Origin of the sequence: Bradyrhizobium sp. 61 (genome assembly GCF_023073075.1) — a bacterium.
Taxonomy (GTDB): Bacteria; Pseudomonadota; Alphaproteobacteria; order Rhizobiales; family Xanthobacteraceae; genus Bradyrhizobium; species Bradyrhizobium barranii.
This window is the reverse complement of sequence record NZ_JADPIU010000084.1, coordinates 221,727-241,420: the sequence shown is the minus strand read 5'-3', so window position 1 is coordinate 241,420 and position 19,694 is coordinate 221,727. Positions and strand designations below refer to the sequence as shown.

Here is a 19,694-nt window from a genome sequence, read left to right as displayed (position 1 = left end):
GCTCACCTCGCGGCGGTATTCGCCTCCAGGCCGCGACTGTACCGCGACATCGCAAAGCAAAAGACAAAGTAGATCGCGGCAACGAAGATGTAGACCTCGACCGAGAACTGCTGCCAGGCCGGATCGATGATCGCGGTCTTGGCCGTCGTCAGCAGGTCGAAGATGCCGATGATCAGGACCAGGCTGGTGTCCTTGAAGAACGCGATGAAGGTGTTGACCAGCGGCGGGATGACGTGGCGGATCGCCTGCGGCAGGACGATCAGGCGATGCTTGCGCCAGTAGGACAGCCCCAGCGCATCGGCGGCCTCATATTGCCCGCGCGGCACGGCCTGGAGGCCGCCACGGATGACTTCGGCAAGGTAGGCGCCCGCGAACAGGATGATGGCGATCTGCGCGCGCAACAGCTTGTCGATGTTGAATCCGCTCGGCATGAACAGCGGAAACATCACGCTCGCCATGAACAACAGACTCACCAGCGGCACGCCGCGGATCAGCTCGACATAGAGGACGCTGAGCGAGCGGATCGCCGGCAGCTTTGAACGCCGGCCGAGTGCGACCAGGATGCCGAGCGGGAAGCCGAACGCGAGACCAAACGTCGCCAGGATCAGCGTCACCGGCAAGCCACCCCAACGGTCCTGCGAGACGAAGGAGAGGCCGAGCACCCCGCCCCACATCAGCACGCTGATCAGCGCGAGCGCGCCGATCCAGATATAGGCCAGTTCGCGTCGCCACAGGGCGCGACGCGTCGAGAGATAGAACAGCGCGATGAACAGCACGACCGACAGTGCCGGCCGCCACTGTTCGTCGAACGGATAGGTGCCGAACAGGATAAAGCGATATTTTTCGGGGATGATCGCCCAGCAGGCACCGAGGCTGCGTGCGGCGCGGCAGGCGCTGGAATCGTTTGCCGGCGTGAGCCAGACCGCGTTCGCGATGCCCCACTGCACGAAGCTGAAGATGCCCTTGGCGAGGATCGCCAGCAACACGACCGAAAGAATGGCGTTGGGAATCGACGAGAACAAGTTGGTGCGGAGCCAGCGCAGCACCGGGTTGCCCATCTGCGGGCGGCGGGCAGCACGCGGGGCGTCCGGAATGTCGGTGATCGCCGTCATGATCAGCGCTCCACCAGCGCGATGCGCGAATTGTACCAGTTCATGAAGAAGCTGATGCCGAGGCTGATGGTCAGGAACACCGCCATGATCAGCGCGATCGCCTCGATCGCCTGCCCGGTCTGGTTCAGCGTGGTATTGGCGACAGACACTACGTCCTGGTAACCGATCGCGACCGCGAGCGAGGAATTCTTCGTCAGGTTGAGATACTGGCTCGTCATCGGCGGCACGATGACGCGCAGCGCCTGCGGCAGGATGATCTGCCGCAGCATGAAGCTGCGGCGCAAGCCGAGCGCATTGGCGGCATCCCATTGTCCGCGCGGCACGGACTGGATGCCGCTGCGCACGATCTCGGCAATGAAGGCCGAGGTGTAGGTCACGAGCGCGATCAGCAGCGCGAAATACTCCGGCGCGAGCGTCAGCCCGCCGACGAAGTTGAAGCCGCGCAACTCCGGCCATTCGATCTTCCAGGACACACCAAGCGCCACGGACATTGCCGCCGGCAGCGCGACGATGAAGCCAACCGCAAAGGGCCACGCCGGCCGCGGCTTGCCGTCGCGCATCTGCTGCGCGATCAGCCATCGCCTGATGAGATAAAACACGGCAAGCCCGAGCACGGCTGTACCAAGCACCCAGAGCTGCGGCGAGCCGACCGGAATCGCCGGCAGGATCAGGCCGCGATTGGACAGAAATACGCCCTCGACCGGCCGCCAGGCCGCGCGCGCGGCCGGCAGCGCCTGCATCAACACGTACCAGAACAGGAGCTGCAGCAGCAGCGGGATGTCGCGGAGCGTTTCGACATAGACCGCGGCGAGCCGCGACAACAGCCAGTTGGCGGAGAGACGCGAAATGCCGATCAGCGTGCCCAGGATCGTCGCGAGCACGATGCCGATCACGGCGACGCGCAAGGTGTTGGCGATGCCGACGACGAAGGCCCACAGGTACGTGTCTCTTGGATTATAAGAGAGCAGGCTGTCGGCGATCGGCATGCCGGCTTCGCGGCCGAGGAAAGCGAAGCCGGTGGTGATGCGGCGGGCCGAGAGATTGGTGACGGTGTTGGACCAGAGGAAGGCGACAACCCCAAGCACGATTCCGACGACGAGCACCTGCCAGAACAGGCCTTGCAGCTCTCGGCGGCCAAATCCGCCGAAGAAGCGACGGCGGGGCGGCGGTCTTGGACTGTCTGAAGTCACAGCACAAAAATCCTTCTGGCGAGCAACGATTTCCGGCGGCGCACGTCAACTGTTGCACCAATCTAAAAAGCGTGCAACAAATGTTTCATGGCCGAGCCCGCGAAATCCTCGCCCTTGAGCGAACTGCGCATTGCGTTGCCATCGCTCCCCCTGCGCCTGCAGGAGGTCGGCCGCTTCGTTGCCGCCAATGACTACGACGCCACCACCCGTTCGATGCGTGATCTCGCCGCCGAGGCCGGCGCCGACCCGGCCGCATTCACGCGGCTTGCCAAGGCCATCGGCTATTCCGGCTGGGACCAATTGCGCGCGGCACTCACCGAAGCGCGGCGGCCGTCGCAGATCTCACCTTTCTCCGGCCGCGCCAAGAGCCGCCGTCACGGCCCGCACGCCGATGTCGCGCTCGTCACCGACAAGCTCGAGGCCGAGGGCGCCGGCCTTCTGCGCATTCCGGCCCAGCCGATTGCGGATGCCGCCCGCGCGCTGCACGACGCCAAGCGGATCTGGATTGCCGGCTACCGAAGCTGCCGGAGCGTCGCGGAGCTCGTGAACTACGAGCTCCGGCTGTTCCGTCCCGAACAGGTGCAACTCGTCGGCGCATCCGGCCCCGACGATCTCGATCTCGGCGCCTTTCGTCCCGGCGAAGCCGTCATCGTCATCGGCTTCCTGCCCTACACGCACGCGAGCGTCCGTGTTGCGCAGGCCGCCCATCGTGCAGGCGCAGCGCTGATCGCGATCGCGGACAGCCTCTCGGCGCCGATGGCCGAAGGCGCCGACCACGTGCTGCTGTTTGAGGCGGCCTCGTCCCCCGGCTTCTTCCCGAGTCTCACGGGTGCCATCGCGATTGCGCAATCGCTCGCGGCGGTCACATTCTCGCTCGGCGGCACGGCCGCGAAGAAGCGCCTGGAAACCACCGAGGCGCGGCTCGCCGCGGCCTCCACTTACGTCCCAGAGAAAGGTTGACCCATGGCCGCTCGCACCAGCCGCGTGCTGCACCGTTCGTTGCGCGAAACGCCGCCCAAGGCGATCGGCGGCGAAGGCGTCTATCTTTTCGCCGAGGACGGGCGGCGCGTGATCGACGCCTCCGGCGGCGCAGCCGTCTCCTGCCTCGGCCATCAGCATCCGCGCGTGATCGCGGCGATGGCAAAACAAGCCTCGACGCTGGCCTATGCGCACACCGCCTTCTTCTCCTCCGAGCCGGCCGAGGCGCTGGCCGAGACGCTGGTCGGGCATGAACCCGGCGGTCTCGCCTACGCCTATTTCGTCAGTGGCGGATCGGAGGCGATCGAAGCCAGCATCAAGCTGGCGCGGCAATATTTCATCGAGCGCGGCGAGCCGCAGCGGCAGCACTTCATTGCGCGGCGGCAGAGCTATCACGGCAACACGCTCGGCGCGCTCGCCGCCGGTGGCAATGCCTGGCGGCGCGCGCCCTATGCGCCCCTGCTGTCCGGTGCTTTCAGCCATGTGACGCCGGCCTTCGCCTATCACGAGAAGCACGAGGGCGAATCCGATGCGCAGTTCGTGGCGCGACTGGCCGCGGAGCTCGAAGGCGAATTTCAGCGGCTGGGCCCCGACACCGTCGCCGCGTTCCTCGCCGAGCCCGTCGTCGGTGCCACCGCCGGTGCGGTGACGGCACCGGACGGCTACTTCAAGGCGGTGCACGAGATCTGCGACCGGCATGGCGCCCTCCTCATCCTCGACGAAGTCATGAGCGGCATGGGCCGCACCGGCACGACGCACGCCTGGGAGCAGGAGGGCGTTGCTCCCGATATCCAGGCGATCGCAAAGGGTCTCGGCGGCGGCTACCAGCCGATCGGCGCGATGCTCGCGAGCGGCAAGATTATCGACACCATCCGCTCAGGCTCCGGCGCGTTCCAGCATGGCCACACCTATCTGGCGCATCCCCTCGCCTGCGCGGCCGCGCTCGCGGTGCAGGACGTGATCCGCGAGGACCGCCTGCTCGACCGCGTCAAGGAGCGTGGCAAGCAGCTCGAGCAACGGCTGACCGAGCGCTTCGGCAATCACCGCCATGTCGGCGACATCAGGGGCCGCGGCCTGTTCTGGGCGATCGAGTTCGTCGCCGATCGCGCCGGCCGCACCTCGTTCGATCCCGCGCTCAAGCTGAACCAGAAGATCAAGGCGGATGCCTTCGCCAACGGGCTCGGCTGCTATCCCGGCGGCGGTACCGTGGACGGCGTCCGTGGCGACCATGTGCTGCTGGCGCCGCCCTATATCGCTTCGGCTGCCGAGATCGATCTGATCGTCGACAAGCTCGGCACCGCCGTCGACAACGTGTTGCGTAGTGTCAATCACTGAGGGGAGAGTCATATGATGAGGAAAGTTGTTATCGTAGCCGGCATGCTTGCGGCATCGACGGTTGCCGCGTCGGCGGCGACGCTCGACACGGTGAAGAGCCGCGGCACGCTGATCTGCGGCGTCAGCGCCGGCTTTGCCGGTTTCTCCGCGCCGGACTCGCAGGGCAATTACAAGGGTCTCGACGTCGATTATTGCCGCGCGCTCGCGGCCGGCGTGCTCGGCGACGCCAGCAAGGTGCGCTACGTCTCGCTGACCGCGCAGAACCGCTTCACCGCGCTGCAATCGGGCGAGATCGACGTACTCTACCGCAACTCGACCCAGACCTATCTGCGTGGCGTGACGCTGGGCCTCCGCCAGGGTCCGGTCAACTTCTACGACGGCCAGGGCTTTGTCGTGAAGAAGGACCTCGGCGTGAAGGAGATAAAGGATTTGAAGGGTGCGACTGTCTGCGTCGCGCAGGGCACCACGCATGAGGTCACGCTCGGCGATTACGGCCGCGCCAACGGCATCGACTGGAAGCCGCTGGTGTTCGACCGCGTCGACACCATGTACCAGACCTTCTTCGGCGGCCGCTGCGATGCCATGACCCAGGACGCCTCCGCGCTCGCCGGCGCCGTGACGACCGCGGCGCCGAATCCGGCCGACTACGTCGTGCTGCCGCAGACCATCAGCAAGGAGCCGCTCGGCCCGTTCACCCGCAACGGTGACGAAGTCTGGAGCGACATCATCACCTGGTTGCATTACGGCCTGATCGAGGCCGAGGAACTCGGTGTCACGCAAGGCAATGTCGATGAGATGGCGAAGTCACAGACGCCGGCGGTCCAGCGCCTGCTGGGTGCCTCCGGCGACCTCGGCTCGCGGCTCGGTCTCGACAACAAGTGGCTGGTGACCGTGATCAAGGCCACCGGCAATTACGGCGAGATCTACGAGCGCAATGTCGGCAAGGCGAGCCCGCTCAAGCTCGACCGCGGCCTCAACGGCCTCTGGAGCAAGGGCGGCTTGATGTACGCGGTGCCGTTCAAGTAAACGGTGCTTCACCTCTCCCCGCCTGCGGGGAGAGGTCGACCGCGCAGCGGTCGGGTGAGGGGGAGCCTCCGCGAATTCATCCCTCACTTTCAACGTGGATAGAGCCCCTCACCCCGACCCTCTCCCCGTAAGAACGGGGAGAGGGAGAAGAGACACCGATGCGCATCGCCCTGATTCACGCCCTCAAGCATTCCATCGCGCCGATCGAGGCTGCGTTCGCGAAGGCGTGGCCAGAGGCGCGGCTGATGAACCTGCTCGATGACAGCCTCTCGGCGGATCTGGCCCGCGACGGCGTGCTCAACGATGCCATGACCGAGCGCTTCCTCGCGCTCGGCGACTATGCGGCAGCGACCGGGGCGGACGGAATCCTGTTCACCTGCTCGGCCTTCGGCCCCTGCATCGAGGCCGTCGCGCGCGCACATGCGCCGATGCCCGTGCTGAAGCCGAACGAGGCGATGATCGAGCAGGCCGTGACTATGGGCAAGCGCATTGGCCTGCTCTCGACCTTCCCGCCGACACTGGCCTCGATGCCACCGGAGTTTCCGGCCTCCGCCAAGGTCGTGCCGAAACTCGCCGAGGGCGCGCTGGCCGCGCTCGATCGCGGCGATCGCACCACGCACGACAGGCTGATTGTCGAGGCTTCAAAGGACTTGCGCGATTGCGACGTCATTGCGCTTGCGCAATTCAGCATCGCGGCAACCGCGCCGCTGGTCGCCGAGGCCACCGGCCGCCCGGTCGTGACGACCCCGGACAGCGCGGTCGACAAGCTGATGAGGCTGCTGAAAGCGAAGGCCTAGGCGCCGGACTTTTTCCGACGTCGTGCATCCTTGATCGCAGCAACGAGCGCGGCCTTCGTTTCGCTCACAAAGTCCTCGACCAGTTCCTCGCGCGTGGCATGCGCGGCCTCGCCGGTGAACAGGCCCTGCTCGGCCAGCATCACGACGCCATGCAACGCCGCCCAGATCTTGAGCGCTTGCCGCTCGCGCAAGAAGCCGACCGCCGGCGCCTCGAGGGCCTCGATCACCAGCGCGAAAGTCTCGCGCGTGGCGTCGTGCAGCTCGCTGCCCTTTGCCGCGCATGACACGGTGCGGGAAGCGAACATCAGGCGATAGATGCCGTTGCGGCGCAGACCGAAATCGAGCGTCGCCTGCGCCAGCCGCGACAGTTTCGATTGCTTCGACGGCTTCGCCATCGCCTCGCGCAGAAGTGCACTGAGCTGCCGGAACGCCTCCGCCGTCACCGCCGTTAGCAGCGCATCACGGTCGGCAAAATGCCGATACGGCGCCGGCTGCGAGACGCCGAGCTGTTTGGCAAGCGCCTTGATGCTGATCGCCTCGGCGCCGCCCTGCTCCGCCTCGCGCAGCGCGGCCTTGATCAAGGCGTCACGGAGATCGCCATGGTGGTAAGTATTCTCCGGCTTACGGACGAGTTGTGAACGCATGTTACGTCAAGCCTATAAGTTTGCGCTTGACAGGGGAAGCCCGTCGCGAATGTAATAGCATATAACTTAAAGCGGCGGCAAATGCCGCCGATAAAATTGACATGAGGATCGCGCGGCCTTCGGGCCCCGCGCACACGACCGAGGAAGCCGCCATGACAGAGCGACTGAGGGTTCACGTCGATCCCGACAAATGCCAGGGCCACGCACGCTGCAAGGCGCTCGCACCGGAGCTGTTCGAGCTCGACGAATACGGCAACGCCCATGAGGCCGGGGACGGCACCGTGCCGCCCGGTCTCGAAGACAAGGCGTGGCTTGCCAAATCCAACTGCCCGGAAATTGCGATCGATGTGATCGAGGAGTAGCGCGGCCCCTGCCCGCTTGCGTGCTTTTAGCGAACACGAGCCCCGAGGGATTTCCTGCCATGTCCGACGTCAGCCAGCCTGTCGCCCACCCGCCCGTCACCGACTGGGTCAACGATTTCGACCACACCGATCCGCAATGGACGGAGGATCCGTTCTCGATCTGGGAGGAGCTTCGCTCCGCGAGCCCGGTGGTGCATACAAAGCGCTTCCTCGGCTGCTACATGCCGACGACTTATGAGGCGGTGCGCGAGATCGCCAACGACACCGAGCATTTCTCCTCGCGCCGCATCATCGTCCGTGACGTTCGGCCCGAAGTCGCCAGGAACGCCGCTCCGCCGATCACCTCCGACCCGCCCGTGCACAAGCCAGCCAAGCAATTGCTGTTGCCGCCTTTCACGCCGGACGCGATGAAGAAGCTGGAACCGCGGATGCGCGCGATCTGCAACGAGCTGATCGACGGGTTCATCGCCGATGGCAAGGTCGATGCCGCAGTGCGCTACAGCAAATATATTCCGGTTCAGGCCATCGCCCACATGCTCGGCATTCCCGAGAGCGACAGCGATCTGTTCATCGACTGGATCCACATGATCCTCGAGCTCGGCATCAAGGACGAGAACAAGCTGCTCCAGGCCGTGCAGGAGATGAGCGCCTATTTCAGGACGCATATCGAGGAGCGCAGATCGAAGCCGACCGACGACCTGATTTCCTATTTGATGAACGCCAAGGACAAGGAAGGCCAGCCGCTGGAAGAGTCCCATGTGCTGGGTTCGCTGCGGCTGCTCCTGATCGCCGGCATCGACACCACCTGGAGTGCGATCGGCTCCTCGCTCTGGCATCTCGCCCGGACGCCGGCCGACCGCGAACGGCTGATCGCCGAGCCCGGGCTGATCCCGATCGCCGTGGAGGAGCTGCTGCGGGCCTATTCGCCGGTGACCATGGCCCGCGAGGTGGTCAAGGAGACCACGATCTCGGGCTGCCCGGTCAAGGCGGGCAACATGGTGCTGCTGTCGTTCCCGGCCGCCAACCGCGACCCCAAGATGTTTCCGGACGCTGACAAAGTCGTGATCGACCGCCGGGAGAATCGCCATGCCGCCTTCGGCCTCGGCATCCACCGCTGCGTCGGTTCCAACCTTGCACGCATGGAGATGCAGGTTGCGCTGGAGGAATGGCTGAAGCGGATCCCGGACTTCTCCCTCGATCCGGCAGGCACGGTGACCTGGTCACAGGGCACGGTGAGAGGCCCCCGCCAGTTGCCATTTCTGTTCGGAAAGGCGATGTAGGCCTTTCCAAGACCAACGGAGAGAGGCCGGACGTGACAGAGCAAGCAACCCTACCGGCCTCTGATCACATCGATATCGACATCGACATCGCCGACGCCAAACGGCGGATCAAGGCGATCTTTATCGGCTCGATCGGCAATCTCGTCGAGTGGTACGACTTTTACGCCTATACGGCGTTCGCGCTCTATTTCGCTCCGGCCTTCTTCCCCGGCAACGACCCCGTCGTCCAGCAATTGAACGTCGCCGTGGTGTTCGCGGCGACCTTCCTGATGCGCCCCCTGGGCGGCTGGCTGTTCGGCTACATCGCGGATCATTTCGGCCGGCGTATCTCGCTGACGTTATCCGTCGTCTTCATGTGCTTCGGCTCGCTGATCATCGCGCTGACGCCGACCTATGCGACCATCGGTTTCGCCGCGCCGGTGATCCTGGCACTCGCCCGCGTCATCGAAGGCCTGAGCCTCGGCGGCGAATATGGTGCCAGCGCGACCTATCTCAGCGAGGTTGCCGATCCCAAGCATCGCGGCTTCTATTCGAGCTTTCAATACGTCACGTTGATCGGCGGCCAGCTCACCGCGATCATCGTGCTGCTGCTCCTGCAAAAGGTCTTCCTCACGCCGGAGGAGCTGAAGGCCTGGGGCTGGCGCATCCCGTTTGCGATCGGCGCGGCGCTGGCGATCTTTGCCGCGGTGATGCGGCGCAATCTGCACGAGACTGAGGCCTTCGAGGAAGCCAAGAAGGTGGTGAAGCCGACCGGCTCGCTGGCCAATCTGCTACGCTACCCGCGCGAGTTGCTGCTGGTAGTGGGCCTCACGGCCGGCGGCACCGCGGCGTTCTACACCTTCACCACCTACATGCAGACGTTCGTCAAGCTCTCGGTCGGCCTGACCGAGGACCAGACCACTTTCGTGATTTTCGGCACGCTGATCTTCGCGACGATCCTGCAGCCGATCTACGGCGCGATCTCCGACAAGATCGGGCGCAAGCCATTGCTGATCTTCTTCGGCGTCGCGGGTACGCTCGCGACCGTGCCGCTGCTGATGACGCTGAAGGAGACCAAGTCGCCTTTCATGGCCTTCATCCTGATCTGCTGCGCCTGGCTGTTCGTCGCCGGTTACACCTCGATCAACGCCGTGGTGAAGGCCGAGCTGTTCCCGACCAATGTCCGCGCCCTCGGTGTCGGCCTGCCCTACGCCATCACGGTCTCGATCTTCGGCGGCACGGCGCCGGCGATCGCGCTCTATTTCAAGAGCATCGGGCACGAGGAGTGGTTCTACTACTATCTCGCCGGCGTCATCTGTTTGTCGCTGATCATCTATTCCACCATGCGTGACACCAAGCACGCCTCTGCGATGCATCGCCACGAGTAGCTCATGGCCGACGACAACGAGCCGCCCGACAGCAAGCTGACGCGCACCAAGGAGAAATGGGCGCGCGAAGGCCGCTTCCTCACCGGCCGCGTTACGCGACCGGAGGATCAGCGGCTACCGCCGGGCCAGCATCTCACCAAGGACTGGCCGGTGCTCGATCTCGGAGTCGTGCCGCCGGTTTCGCGCGAACGCTGGCGGCTCGACGTCTACGGCGCGATCGAGACCCCCGTGTTCTGGACATTTGCCGAATTCGCGGCGCAGAAGCAGGCGCAGATCACCTCCGACATCCATTGCGTGACAACCTGGTCGCGCTACGACAATGAGTGGGAGGGCCTCGCCACGCGCGAGCTGCTCGCAGCTTGCCAGCCGCGCGAGGATGCGCGCTTCGTGGTCCTGCATTCCCATGACGGCTACACCACCAACCTGACGCTGGAAGACTTTGCCGCCGAAGACGCCCTGCTCGCCCACAGCTGGTCGGGTCAGCCGCTGACCGAAGAGCACGGCGGCCCGGTACGGCTCGTCGTGCCGCATCTGTATTTCTGGAAGAGTGCCAAATGGCTTCAGGCCATCGAATTCCTGACCGAGGACGCGCCGGGCTTCTGGGAAGTCCGCGGCTATCATAACCGCGGCGATCCCTGGGCCGAGCAGCGTTATTCAAGCGATTAAGTTCAAGCAAGGACGGGGGAAACCCATGCCGACCGAACGCTTTCAATTCACCGGCGAAGGTGGCCATCAACTAGCCGCCGCGCTGGAACTGCCCGATGGCGAGCCCGCGGCCTACGCGCTGTTCGCGCACTGCTTCACCTGCGGCAAGGACACGCTGGCAGCAAAACGCATCTCGGTCGCGCTCGCCGCCACGGGCATTGCGGTGCTGCGCTTCGACTTCACCGGGCTCGGCTCCAGCGAAGGCGATTTTGCCAATTCGACGTTCACCTCCAACGTCGCCGACCTCGTGCGCGCCGCCGATCATCTGCGCCAGCTCCGCACGGCGCCATCGATCCTGATCGGCCACAGCCTCGGCGGTGCCGCGATCCTCGCCGCGGCCGGAAGGATTCCGGAAGCCAAGGCTGTCGTGACCATCGCGGCGCCGTCCGACCCCGCTCACGTCACCGGTCTGTTCAGCGAGCATCTCGACAGCATCCGCGCGCAGGGCGAAGTCGAGGTCTCGCTCGCGGGGCGCCCGTTCCGCATCAAGCGCGAATTCCTCGACGACATCGCCGAGCAAGAACTGATGAAGGACATCACCGGCCTGCACAAGGCCCTGCTGGTGATGCAGTCCCCTGTCGACGACACCGTCGGCATCGACAATGCGACCAAGATTTTCGTTGCGGCCAAGCACCCCAAGAGCTTCGTCTCGCTCGACCACGCCGATCATCTCCTGACCAAGCCGGCCGACGCCCTCTACGCGGCCGACGTGATCGCGGCCTGGGCCAGCCGCTACATCGACACCGCGAAGCCCGCGAAGGCGATGGATCTCGCGGAAGAGCCGCGCAAAGTGGTCGTGCAGGAGACCCGCAAGAGCAAGTTCAACCAGCTCATCACCGTCGGCCCGCACCATCTGGTGGCTGACGAGCCGGTCGCCGCTGGCGGCGAGGATGCCGGCCCCGGCCCTTACGACTTCCTGCTCGCCGGGCTGGGTGCCTGCACCTCCATGACCATGCGCCTCTATGCCGATCGCAAATCGCTGCCGCTCGATCGCGTCACGGTCACGCTGAAGCATTCGAAAATCTACGCCAAGGACTGCGCGGAGTGCGAGACGCGCGATGGCATGCTCGACCAGATCGAGCGCGACATCGCGATCGACGGCGCGCTCGATGCGGAGCAACGCAAGAAGCTGATGGAGATCGCCGACAAGTGCCCGGTGCACCGGACGCTGACCTCGGAGATCCGCATCGTGACGAAGGCCGTGGACTAGCGCGTTATTGTTTAAGCATGATCTTTTCGGAAAACCGCTTCACACTTTTCCGGATCATGCTCTAGAAGCACGACGCCATCGTCCGCACCGCTGCGCTGATCTCATTCTCGCGCCAGGCCGCGAAGCCGAGCAGCAGGCCATGGTCGCGTGGACGGCCGAGCGCCAGGCTGGACAGGGCCCGCGTTTCAACGCCTGCCTCGACCAGCCTTTGCACCGCCGCCTGATCGGCGCGACCGCGCTTGAGGCGGGCGACCAGCTGGATGCCGCCCGACGGCACTTCAGCGGACAGAACTTCGCCCAGATGGCGCTCCAGTCCCTCGACGAGGTGATCGCGGCGCGCGTGATAGAGCCGCCGCATCCGGCGCAGATGCGCGAGAAAATGCCCGTCGGCGATGAACTCCGCCAGCGCTTCCTGGATGTGGCTGGAGGCGATCAGCCCGATGTGCCGCTGTGCGATCTCGAGGGTGCCGACCAGCCCCGGTGGCGCGACGACATAGCCGAGCCGGATATCCGACGTCATCGCTTTCGAAAACGTGCCGACATAGAACACGCGGCCATGGGCGTCTAACCCCTGCAAGGCCGGCACCGGCCGGCTGTCATAGTGGAATTCGCCATCGTAATCGTCTTCGACGATCCAGGTCTCGCCTGGCCTGCTCATGCCCAAGAATTCGGTGCGGCGCGCGAGCGACATCAGCCGCCCGGTCGGATGCTGATGCGAGGGCGTCATGAAGATGAGCTTTGGCGCGGCCAGTCCCGGCATCCGCTGCATGCCCTGTTCATCCAGCTTCATCCCCATCACGCGCGCGCCGGAGGCACGGAAGGCCGCCGCAGCACCGGGATAGCCGGGATCCTCGACCCAGACGTCGTCGCCGGGCGTGATGAGCGCGGCCGCAATCAGGGTCAGCGCGGCCTGCGCGCTCGGCAGGATCAGGATCTGGTCTACGGTGGCGCGGACGCCCCTGCTGGCGGCCAGATAATGCGCCAGCGCCTGGCGCAGACGCGTCCGGTTGACCGGCCCAAGCTCGCGCTTGGCTGCGCGCACCGCGCTGCGGCGCAGGCAGCGGGCCCACACTTCGTTCGGAAACTCCCGCGCATCTCCCTGCCCCGGACGCAAGGGTTTTAGCGGCGCCTGATAGGACATCGGCCAGTCGGCCTGCTTGAGCTTCGACGCCCAGGGCGAGAGCCGCGGCTTGCCAGAGCGGACGCTCGGTGCGACCGCGCCTGTCCCTTCGTTACGGCCGCCATCGACCGTGACCATGGGACGACGACCGTGCGACGCCTCGAGATATCCCTCGGCGGCGAGCTGCTCGAAGGCATAAGTGACGGTGTTGCGCGACACGCCGAGATCGCTCGCAAGCCGACGGCTCGACGGCAGCGCGCGGCCTTTGCCGAGCCGACCGGTCGCGATCAGGTCTCGCAGCTGGCTCGTCAGTTGCGCCGTCAGCCCCTCGTCGTCGGTCCGCTTCAGCTCGATCAGGGCGGAGATCACACCTTCCGAAACTGGCACCTTATTCCTTTCAGATCTGGCACTTTTTCAGGTGCCAATCCGGATGCTATCCGCCGGACTGGACTGCTTCAAGGATTTTGCGATGAACTCCCTCTCCTCCCGCGCGGCCGTCGGCCTGTTCCTGATCGTCGTGCTGGCCTGGGGCGTGAACTGGTCGGTGACGAAGCAACTCGTCCAGTTCCTTCCGCCACTATGGACTTCGGCGATCCGGAGCTGGATCGCGCTGGCCGGATTGTTCGCGATCCTCGGGCTGAGCAACAATCTGATGATCCCGGAGCGGCGCGACATTCCGGTGATCCTGAGCGTCGCGCTGCTACACATGACGGTGTTCTCGGTCCTGGTTGCCGCCGGTGTGCGCTTCCTGCCCGCGAGCAAGGCCATCGTGCTCGGCTACACCACGCCGCTCTGGGTCGCGATCGCCGCGCCCTTGCTGGGGAAGGATACGCTGACGGCGCCCAAGCTCGCCGGCGCCTTGCTCGGGCTGATCGGCCTTGCCGTGATCCTGAACCCCACGTCGATCGATTGGACCAATACCAACGTCCTGCTCGGGGCCGGCATGGTCGTCCTGGCCGCGATGTCCTGGGCCGCGAACATCATCTATATGAGCGCGCATCGCTGGATTGCATCGCCGCTCCAGCTCCTGCTCTGGCAGGTGCTCGTGGCGACGCTCGTACTGACGGGATCGGCTGTTATCACGGAAGGCCCGCCGCACGCGGAATGGTCGTGGAAGCTCGTGCTGCTTTTCCTGTATTCCGGCCTGATCGGAACGGCGCTGGCCTATTGGGCGATGTCGATGGTCAACAAGAGCATCTCGGCCCTGACGACGTCGCTCGGCACCACGGGGACGCCGCTCGTCGGTATCGCCAGTGCTGCGATCCTGCTGGGCGAGCCGATCGACATGAGTCTTGCTGTCGCGGCCGGACTGATCGTCACCGGCATCGGTCTTGCGACGCTGGGCGACCGGCTGCTGCGCGGTCAGGCCACCGCGAGCGGCTGAACCCGCAGTGCACCGCGCAGGCCGACCGTCGTGCCGAGCAGGATGCCGGCGACCGCGACGAACGAGCCCAGAGCGAGTGTCGATACGCCGGTGAGCCCTTGCCCGATCGAGCAGCCGAACGCCATCACGCCGCCGATCCCCATCAGCGCCGCACCGCCGGCCGAGCGCAGCATGTGGCGCGGCGACGAATAGCCTTCGAGCTGGAAACGACCCGTGGCGAGCGCGGTGACCAGGCTGCCGGCGAGGACGCCGGCAACGGTGGCGATACCGAAGTTGAGCGTCAGCCCGGTCGAGAGCATGGCGTATTGCAGCGCGTCCGCGATCCGCGCGACGAAGGTGAGCGACGTCACCGGGACGGGATTGAAATCGTCGGCGCCGAGATAGCCGGTGACGAACCAGCCGCTGGCGACCAGGAGCCCGACGACGACACCGGCTGCAATCTGGCCCGGCGAACGCCGGAATGCCGGGTGTGCAAACGCAAACAGGATCAGCGCAACGGCGATTGCAGCAGCGCTCAGCGCGCGCGTGACCCCTTCACCGGGACCGAGCGTCGCCAACAGTGACGGCAGCGAGTTGGCGTTGACGGTCGTTTGCGAGGCCTGGACCAGCGCAATGCGCACCGGCGCGATCAGGCCCTTGAGCGTCATCTGCGCGGCGATGGCGAGCACGATCACGACGACGAAGGAGCGGAGATTGCCGCGGCCGAGCAGCACCAGCGCCCGCGAGCCGCAGCCATTCGACAACACCATGCCGTAGCCGAACAACAGGCCGCCGAGGAACAGCACCGGCACTGAAAAGGATTGTTGCAGATAGATCGACTTGCCGAGATCGACCATGCCGCTACCGGCAAGGAATTGGCTCGCAGCAACCGCAACAGCAATCGCCATTGCAAAGGTCCGCACCAGCCGCCCGTCTCCTTCGGCCAGCCAGCCGCGCATGCTGCTCATCAGGCAGAAGCCGCTGAGCAGGCCCACGGCGCCATAGATGAGCCCGATGATGAGGCCGGCGAGGATGACGAGTTGAGTGGACGAGTCCATGGTCAAGGCTTCAGGATCACGCGATCCCGCGACGAACCGGCGACCGCGACATAGGCCTCCTTGGCGCGCTCCAGCGGATAGACGGCATTCGCCTTGATCGGGAACGGTTTCAGGTGCCCGCTCGCAAAGCCGGGGCCGAGGTCGCGCAGCACCGCGCCGGTCGCCGCCGAGGACAGCCCGAGCGTGTCGATGCCGACATAGGTGTGTTGCCCGCGGTAGAATTCGAGGATGTTGAACTGCACGATGCGGTCGATCGCGGCGATCAGGATCTGGCGGCCGCGCAATCCGAGCGATTTGTGTGCGGCCTGGAAATAGGGATCGCCGACGGTGTTGAAGACGATGTCGGCCCCCTTGCCGCCGGTCAGTTCGCGCACACGCGTGGCGGCATCGGTCGCCGAGGCGTCAATCACCTCGATGGCTGCGTTGGCATGGCCCTCGTAGGCTTCCGCCTTACGCACCACGCCGATGACGCGCGCGCCCTGCCAGGTCGCGATCTGGACCGCGGCCTGACCGACCTTGCCGTTGACGCCGAACACCAGCACGGTTTCGCCTGGCTTCGGAATGCCGGCGCGGCGAAAGCCTTCCATTGCGGTGACGAAGGGCACGCCGATGCCGGCGGCCTCCTCCCAGGACACCGTCTTCGGCTTCTCCACCACGGCGTCGGCTTCGACGACGAGATGGCTGGCGTGGGTGCCGTCGCGGCGGATGCCGAGATCGCCGGAGGAGCCGAACACCTCGCGGCCGATCGTATCGGCCGGCCCGTCAATCACCACGCCGGCATAATCGCGGCCGGGCGTACGGGGGAAGACCGCATAGGGCATCAGCCCGGTCGCAGCCTTCACATCGGAGGGGTTGACGGCGGCGGCCCTTATCTCGATCAGGAGATCCTTCGGACCGCGCGCGAGCATATGATGCTCGATCAGCGGCGCGATCGCCGCAGCATTATCGGCCTTGGCATTGAGGCGGACGCAGCGCGCTTCGACGGTTTTGCGATCGGCTGGTGACATCGAAAGACCCACGATTTCTCGCGGGCCTTGTCGCCTTTGGGACCGGTCAAGTCAACCGCCTCCCCTCGTCCTGAGGAGTCGCGCGAGCGGCGTCTCGAAGGATACAAGCCCGCGCTGCAGCATCCGGGCCTTCATGGTTCGAGACGCGCCTTCGGCGCTCCTCACCATGAGGAGCGACAGCTAGTCCTTCGGCCGCTTGTCGTAGAGGCGCTTGGCCTTGCCCAGCGAGCGCTCCAGCGTGGCGGGGGCGACCACCCGCACGTTGGAGCTGATTCCGATGGTGTTCTTGATATGGGTCGAAATGCGGTCGGCGTGATCGACGAGCCCCCGGCCGTCCCAGCTCTCCGGGCGCGCCTCGGCAATGATGGTCAGCTCGTCCATGCGGCCTTCGCGGGTGAGTTCAAGAATGAAATGCCCGCCGCACCAGTCGGTCGCGAGCAATACCTCCTCGATCTGGGTCGGGAACAGATTGACACCGCGCAGGATGATCATGTCGTCCGAGCGACCCGTCACCTTCTCCATGCGCCGCATGCCCGGCCGCGCCGTGCCCGGCAGCAGCCGCGTCAGGTCGCGGGTGCGATAGCGGATCACCGGGAAAGCTTCCTTGGTCAGCGAGGTGAAGACCAGCTCGCCCTTCGCGCCATCCGGCAGCACCGCGCCAGTCTCCGGGTCGATCACCTCGGGATAAAAATGGTCCTCCCAGATGTGCAGGCCGTCCTTGGTCTCGATGCACTCCTGCGCGACGCCGGGGCCGATCACTTCAGAGAGGCCATAGATGTCGGTCGCGTCCATGTCGAAGGCGTCCTCGATCTCGCCGCGCATCGCATTGGTCCAGGGCTCGGCGCCGAAGATGCCGACCTTGAGCGAGCACTGGCGCGGGTCGAGCTTCTGGCGCTTGAACTCGTCGAGGATCGCCAGCATGTAGCTCGGCGTTACCGTGATGATGTCGGGTCGGAAGTCGTTGATGAGTTGCACCTGCCGCTCGGTCATGCCGCCGGAGATCGGCACCACGGTGCAGCCGAGTTTTTCGGCGCCGTAGTGCACACCCAATCCGCCGGTAAACAGGCCGTAGCCATAGGCGTTGTGGATGATCATGCCGGTGCGGCCGCCGGCGGCGCGGATCGAGCGTGCCATCACCTCCGACCAGGTGTCGATGTCGCGTTGCGTATAGCCCACCACGATCGGCTTTCCCGTGGTGCCGGAGGAGGCATGCACGCGCACCAGCTTTTCGCGCGGCACGGCGAACATGTTGAAGGGATAATTGTCGCGCAGATCCGTCTTCACGGTGAACGGGAATTTCGCGAGATCGGAGAGTTCGCGAAAATCGGACGGATGCACGCCGGCCTTGTCGAAGGCCTGGCGGTAATGCGCGACGTTGTCGTAGGCGTGCTTCAGCGACCAGGCCAGCCGCTGCTTTTGCAGCGCCATGATCTCATCACGCGACGCGCGCTCATGCGCGTCCATCTCGGCACGATAGGCGTTGCCACCTTCCTTGAGCCTCGTCAGAGCCATCCTCGTTTCCCCACATTGGTTGGTTCTTCTTATTGGACTCTTACTGTTCTTGCGTCGGCAGCCACGTGCCGGGAATGACACGCGAATGCCCCCGGAATTCCGCGATGACGGTGTCGCCGGCTGTCACGCGCACGTCGTAGATGCCTGAGCGTCCGCTACGGCTGACCTCGCGCGCTTTTGCAACGAGGCGGTCACCAAGCTTGCCCGGCTTGATGAAGGTGATCTGGCCCTGTGCCGCCACGACACGTTCATTGTGCGAATTGCAGGCAAAGGCGAAGGCGGAATCGGCCAGCGTGAAGATGAAGCCGCCATGGGCGATGCGCTGGCCGTTGACCATGTCCGGCCGCACATTCATCGCCAGCGTCGCGAAGCCCGGACCAATCTCGACGATCTCCATGCCGAGACCCTTGGAGGCATCATCCTCCGCCCACATCGCGTCGGCGCAGGCGCGGGCAATATCCTCGGGCGACAGGTTGGCTTTGACGTTCACGCGCTTCTCCCGGCCAAATGTTTGGCCACAATGCTCTGCTGCCCGGCCATAACTGTCAAACGTGATCGTAATCGACCACGACCCGCTCTGACGACGGCTTCGCCTGGCAGGTCAGGACGAAGCCGGCCTTCAACTCCCAGGGCTCCAGCGAATAATTGATGTCCATCGGCGCCTCGCCCTCGACCAGCTTGGCGCGGCAGGTCGAGCACATGCCGCCCTTGCAGGCGAAGGGCAGATCGACGCCGGCGCGCAGCGCGGCATCGAGGATCGCCTCGTCCTCGGCAACCGGCACGTCGCGGCGCTTGCCGTCGATGATCAGCGAGGCGATCGCCTTCGGTGGCGCGTCGGGTGCAACGATCTTCTTCGGTCGCGGCTTGCCGCCGAATTCGGAGACGAAGCGCTCCACGTGGACGCGCTCTTCCGCGATACCGAGATCGCGGCAGGTCACCTCGATCTCCTCGCTCATACCAAGGGGGCCACAGATGAAGACATGGTCGACACTGGCGGCCGGCACCAGGGAGCGTAGCAACACCCTCACCTTGTCGCCATCGAGCCGGCCATGCAGGATCGGGATGTCCTGCTCCTCGCCGGAGATGACGTGGAAGATCGAGAGGCGATCGATGAAGCGATCCTTGAGCTCCTCGAGTGCCTCCAGGAACATGATGTTGTCGGTGGCGCGGTTGCCGTAGAACAGGAAGAAGCGGCTGTCCGGCTCGCGCGCGAGCACGCCCTTGACGATCGACAGGATCGGCGTGATGCCGGAGCCTGCGGCAAAGCCGACATGGATGCGTCCGCTATCTGCAGGCGGGATCACGCCGAAGCGTCCGGTTGGCGTCATGACGTCGAGATCGTCGCCGCATTTGAGTTCATCCGCCGCCCAGTTCGAAAATGCTCCGCCGTCGACCTTCTTCACGGCAATGCGGATCTCGCCATCGTCAGGACCCGAGCAGATCGAATAGGAGCGCCGGACTTCCTCGCCATCGAGCATGGTGCGGAGCGTGAGGTACTGGCCGGGCGCGAAAGCGTAATCGCCGGCAAGCTCGCCGGGGACCGCGAAGGTCAGCGACACGGCGTCGGCCGCCTCGCGGCGGAGATCGTTGACGGTCAGTCGATGAAAGCGCGGTGCGGCTGCGGACAT

19 protein-coding genes are annotated in these 19,694 nt (G+C 65.2%); 10 read left to right on the top strand and 9 right to left on the bottom strand.

Features of this window, described 5'->3' with window-relative positions; translation table 11 throughout:
- Positions 1-2: 2 nt before the first annotated feature.
- Positions 3-1,112 (bottom strand): amino acid ABC transporter permease, encoded by a 1,110-nt coding sequence (locus tag IVB46_RS34630; protein ID WP_247308095.1) that lies wholly within the window; start codon positions 1,110-1,112, stop codon positions 3-5.
- Positions 1,113-1,114: 2 nt separating this feature from the next.
- Positions 1,115-2,302, bottom strand: coding sequence for an ABC transporter permease subunit (locus tag IVB46_RS34625; RefSeq protein WP_014496910.1), 1,188 nt, complete (start codon positions 2,300-2,302; stop codon positions 1,115-1,117).
- A gap of 87 nt (positions 2,303-2,389) precedes the next feature.
- Between IVB46_RS34625 and IVB46_RS34620 the strand changes: the two genes are divergently transcribed.
- From IVB46_RS34620 to IVB46_RS34605, 4 genes are all read left to right on the top strand, one after another.
- Positions 2,390-3,262, top strand: coding sequence for an SIS domain-containing protein (locus IVB46_RS34620; protein WP_247308092.1), 873 nt, complete (start codon positions 2,390-2,392; stop codon positions 3,260-3,262).
- A gap of 3 nt (positions 3,263-3,265) precedes the next feature.
- The gene (locus IVB46_RS34615) at positions 3,266-4,615 is read left to right on the top strand and encodes an aspartate aminotransferase family protein (RefSeq protein WP_247308089.1); all 1,350 of its coding nucleotides are present in this window, start codon (positions 3,266-3,268) and stop codon (positions 4,613-4,615) included.
- A 12-nt stretch (positions 4,616-4,627) separates the two neighbouring features.
- A complete protein-coding gene (locus IVB46_RS34610) occupies positions 4,628-5,641 on the top strand; it encodes an amino acid ABC transporter substrate-binding protein (protein WP_063984716.1) in 1,014 nt (337 codons plus the stop codon).
- Between the two features lie 158 nt (positions 5,642-5,799).
- Positions 5,800-6,438 carry an aspartate/glutamate racemase family protein gene (locus tag IVB46_RS34605; RefSeq protein ID WP_247344558.1) on the top strand — a complete coding sequence of 213 codons (639 nt, stop codon included), beginning with the start codon at positions 5,800-5,802 and terminating at the stop codon, positions 6,436-6,438.
- On the opposite strand, the gene IVB46_RS34600 is transcribed toward IVB46_RS34605, so the two are convergent.
- Positions 6,435-7,082: a TetR/AcrR family transcriptional regulator gene (locus IVB46_RS34600; protein WP_247308086.1), complete on the bottom strand. Its 648-nt coding sequence runs from the start codon at positions 7,080-7,082 to the stop codon at positions 6,435-6,437. The genes IVB46_RS34605 and IVB46_RS34600 overlap by 4 nt on opposite strands.
- Positions 7,083-7,234: 152 nt before the next feature.
- Between IVB46_RS34600 and IVB46_RS34595 the strand changes: the two genes are divergently transcribed.
- Genes IVB46_RS34595 through IVB46_RS34575 form a run of 5 tightly spaced genes read left to right on the top strand, consistent with a single transcriptional unit; the run spans position 7,235 to position 12,006 of the window.
- Positions 7,235-7,444, top strand: coding sequence for a ferredoxin (locus IVB46_RS34595; RefSeq protein WP_007607931.1), 210 nt, complete (start codon positions 7,235-7,237; stop codon positions 7,442-7,444).
- A 59-nt stretch (positions 7,445-7,503) separates the two neighbouring features.
- Positions 7,504-8,724 carry a cytochrome P450 gene (locus IVB46_RS34590; protein ID WP_247308083.1) on the top strand — a complete coding sequence of 407 codons (1,221 nt, stop codon included), beginning with the start codon at positions 7,504-7,506 and terminating at the stop codon, positions 8,722-8,724.
- A gap of 32 nt (positions 8,725-8,756) precedes the next feature.
- Positions 8,757-10,091 (top strand): MFS transporter, encoded by a 1,335-nt coding sequence (locus tag IVB46_RS34585; RefSeq protein ID WP_247308079.1) that lies wholly within the window; start codon positions 8,757-8,759, stop codon positions 10,089-10,091.
- 3 nt (positions 10,092-10,094) lie between these two features.
- Positions 10,095-10,757 (top strand): sulfite oxidase-like oxidoreductase, encoded by a 663-nt coding sequence (locus IVB46_RS34580; RefSeq protein ID WP_247308076.1) that lies wholly within the window; start codon positions 10,095-10,097, stop codon positions 10,755-10,757.
- A 25-nt stretch (positions 10,758-10,782) separates the two neighbouring features.
- Entirely contained in the window at positions 10,783-12,006 is a 1,224-nt protein-coding gene (locus tag IVB46_RS34575; protein ID WP_208085643.1) for a bifunctional alpha/beta hydrolase/OsmC family protein, read from the top strand.
- Between the two features lie 61 nt (positions 12,007-12,067).
- Here the strand turns inward: IVB46_RS34575 and IVB46_RS34570 are convergent, their stop codons facing one another.
- The gene (locus tag IVB46_RS34570; protein ID WP_247308073.1) at positions 12,068-13,513 is read right to left on the bottom strand and encodes a PLP-dependent aminotransferase family protein; all 1,446 of its coding nucleotides are present in this window, start codon (positions 13,511-13,513) and stop codon (positions 12,068-12,070) included.
- Between the two features lie 82 nt (positions 13,514-13,595).
- On the opposite strand from IVB46_RS34570, the gene IVB46_RS34565 reads away from it, so the two are divergent.
- The gene (locus tag IVB46_RS34565) at positions 13,596-14,510 is read left to right on the top strand and encodes a DMT family transporter (RefSeq protein ID WP_247344555.1); all 915 of its coding nucleotides are present in this window, start codon (positions 13,596-13,598) and stop codon (positions 14,508-14,510) included.
- Here the strand turns inward: IVB46_RS34565 and IVB46_RS34560 are convergent.
- The 5 genes from IVB46_RS34560 to paaE form a co-directional block, all read right to left on the bottom strand.
- Positions 14,489-15,547: a YeeE/YedE family protein gene (locus tag IVB46_RS34560; RefSeq protein WP_247344552.1), complete on the bottom strand. Its 1,059-nt coding sequence runs from the start codon at positions 15,545-15,547 to the stop codon at positions 14,489-14,491. The two genes, IVB46_RS34565 and IVB46_RS34560, sit on opposite strands and share 22 nt — an antisense overlap.
- A 2-nt stretch (positions 15,548-15,549) precedes the next feature.
- Positions 15,550-16,554, bottom strand: a complete 1,005-nt coding sequence (locus IVB46_RS34555) for a zinc-binding alcohol dehydrogenase family protein (RefSeq protein ID WP_247308062.1) — start codon at positions 16,552-16,554, stop codon at positions 15,550-15,552.
- Positions 16,555-16,734: 180 nt separating this feature from the next.
- Positions 16,735-18,066, bottom strand: a complete 1,332-nt coding sequence (gene paaK / locus IVB46_RS34550; protein ID WP_247308059.1) for a phenylacetate--CoA ligase PaaK — start codon at positions 18,064-18,066, stop codon at positions 16,735-16,737.
- Between the two features lie 40 nt (positions 18,067-18,106).
- A complete protein-coding gene (gene paaI / locus IVB46_RS34545; protein WP_166350897.1) occupies positions 18,107-18,556 on the bottom strand; it encodes a hydroxyphenylacetyl-CoA thioesterase PaaI in 450 nt (149 codons plus the stop codon).
- A gap of 55 nt (positions 18,557-18,611) precedes the next feature.
- Positions 18,612-19,694, bottom strand: coding sequence for a 1,2-phenylacetyl-CoA epoxidase subunit PaaE (paaE, locus tag IVB46_RS34540; RefSeq protein ID WP_247308056.1), 1,083 nt, complete (start codon positions 19,692-19,694; stop codon positions 18,612-18,614).

Excerpts from the sequence above, each read along its gene's own strand:
- IVB46_RS34630 (WP_247308095.1), bottom strand. The coding sequence starts at position 1,112 with ATGACGGCGATCACCGACATTCCGGACGCCCCGCGTGCTGCCCGCCGC.
- IVB46_RS34560 (WP_247344552.1), bottom strand. The coding sequence starts at position 15,547 with ATGGACTCGTCCACTCAACTCGTCATCCTCGCCGGCCTCATCATCGGG.
- IVB46_RS34600 (WP_247308086.1), bottom strand. The coding sequence starts at position 7,082 with ATGCGTTCACAACTCGTCCGTAAGCCGGAGAATACTTACCACCATGGC.
- IVB46_RS34555 (WP_247308062.1), bottom strand. The coding sequence starts at position 16,554 with ATGTCACCAGCCGATCGCAAAACCGTCGAAGCGCGCTGCGTCCGCCTC.
- IVB46_RS34575 (WP_208085643.1), top strand. The coding sequence starts at position 10,783 with ATGCCGACCGAACGCTTTCAATTCACCGGCGAAGGTGGCCATCAACTA.
- IVB46_RS34605 (WP_247344558.1), top strand. The coding sequence starts at position 5,800 with ATGCGCATCGCCCTGATTCACGCCCTCAAGCATTCCATCGCGCCGATC.
- IVB46_RS34620 (WP_247308092.1), top strand. The coding sequence starts at position 2,390 with ATGGCCGAGCCCGCGAAATCCTCGCCCTTGAGCGAACTGCGCATTGCG.
- paaE (WP_247308056.1), bottom strand. The coding sequence starts at position 19,694 with ATGTCCGCAGCCGCACCGCGCTTTCATCGACTGACCGTCAACGATCTC.
- IVB46_RS34580 (WP_247308076.1), top strand. The coding sequence starts at position 10,095 with ATGGCCGACGACAACGAGCCGCCCGACAGCAAGCTGACGCGCACCAAG.
- IVB46_RS34565 (WP_247344555.1), top strand. The coding sequence starts at position 13,596 with ATGAACTCCCTCTCCTCCCGCGCGGCCGTCGGCCTGTTCCTGATCGTC.
- IVB46_RS34590 (WP_247308083.1), top strand. The coding sequence starts at position 7,504 with ATGTCCGACGTCAGCCAGCCTGTCGCCCACCCGCCCGTCACCGACTGG.
- IVB46_RS34615 (WP_247308089.1), top strand. The coding sequence starts at position 3,266 with ATGGCCGCTCGCACCAGCCGCGTGCTGCACCGTTCGTTGCGCGAAACG.
- paaK (WP_247308059.1), bottom strand. The coding sequence starts at position 18,066 with ATGGCTCTGACGAGGCTCAAGGAAGGTGGCAACGCCTATCGTGCCGAG.
- IVB46_RS34610 (WP_063984716.1), top strand. The coding sequence starts at position 4,628 with ATGATGAGGAAAGTTGTTATCGTAGCCGGCATGCTTGCGGCATCGACG.
- IVB46_RS34595 (WP_007607931.1), top strand. The coding sequence starts at position 7,235 with ATGACAGAGCGACTGAGGGTTCACGTCGATCCCGACAAATGCCAGGGC.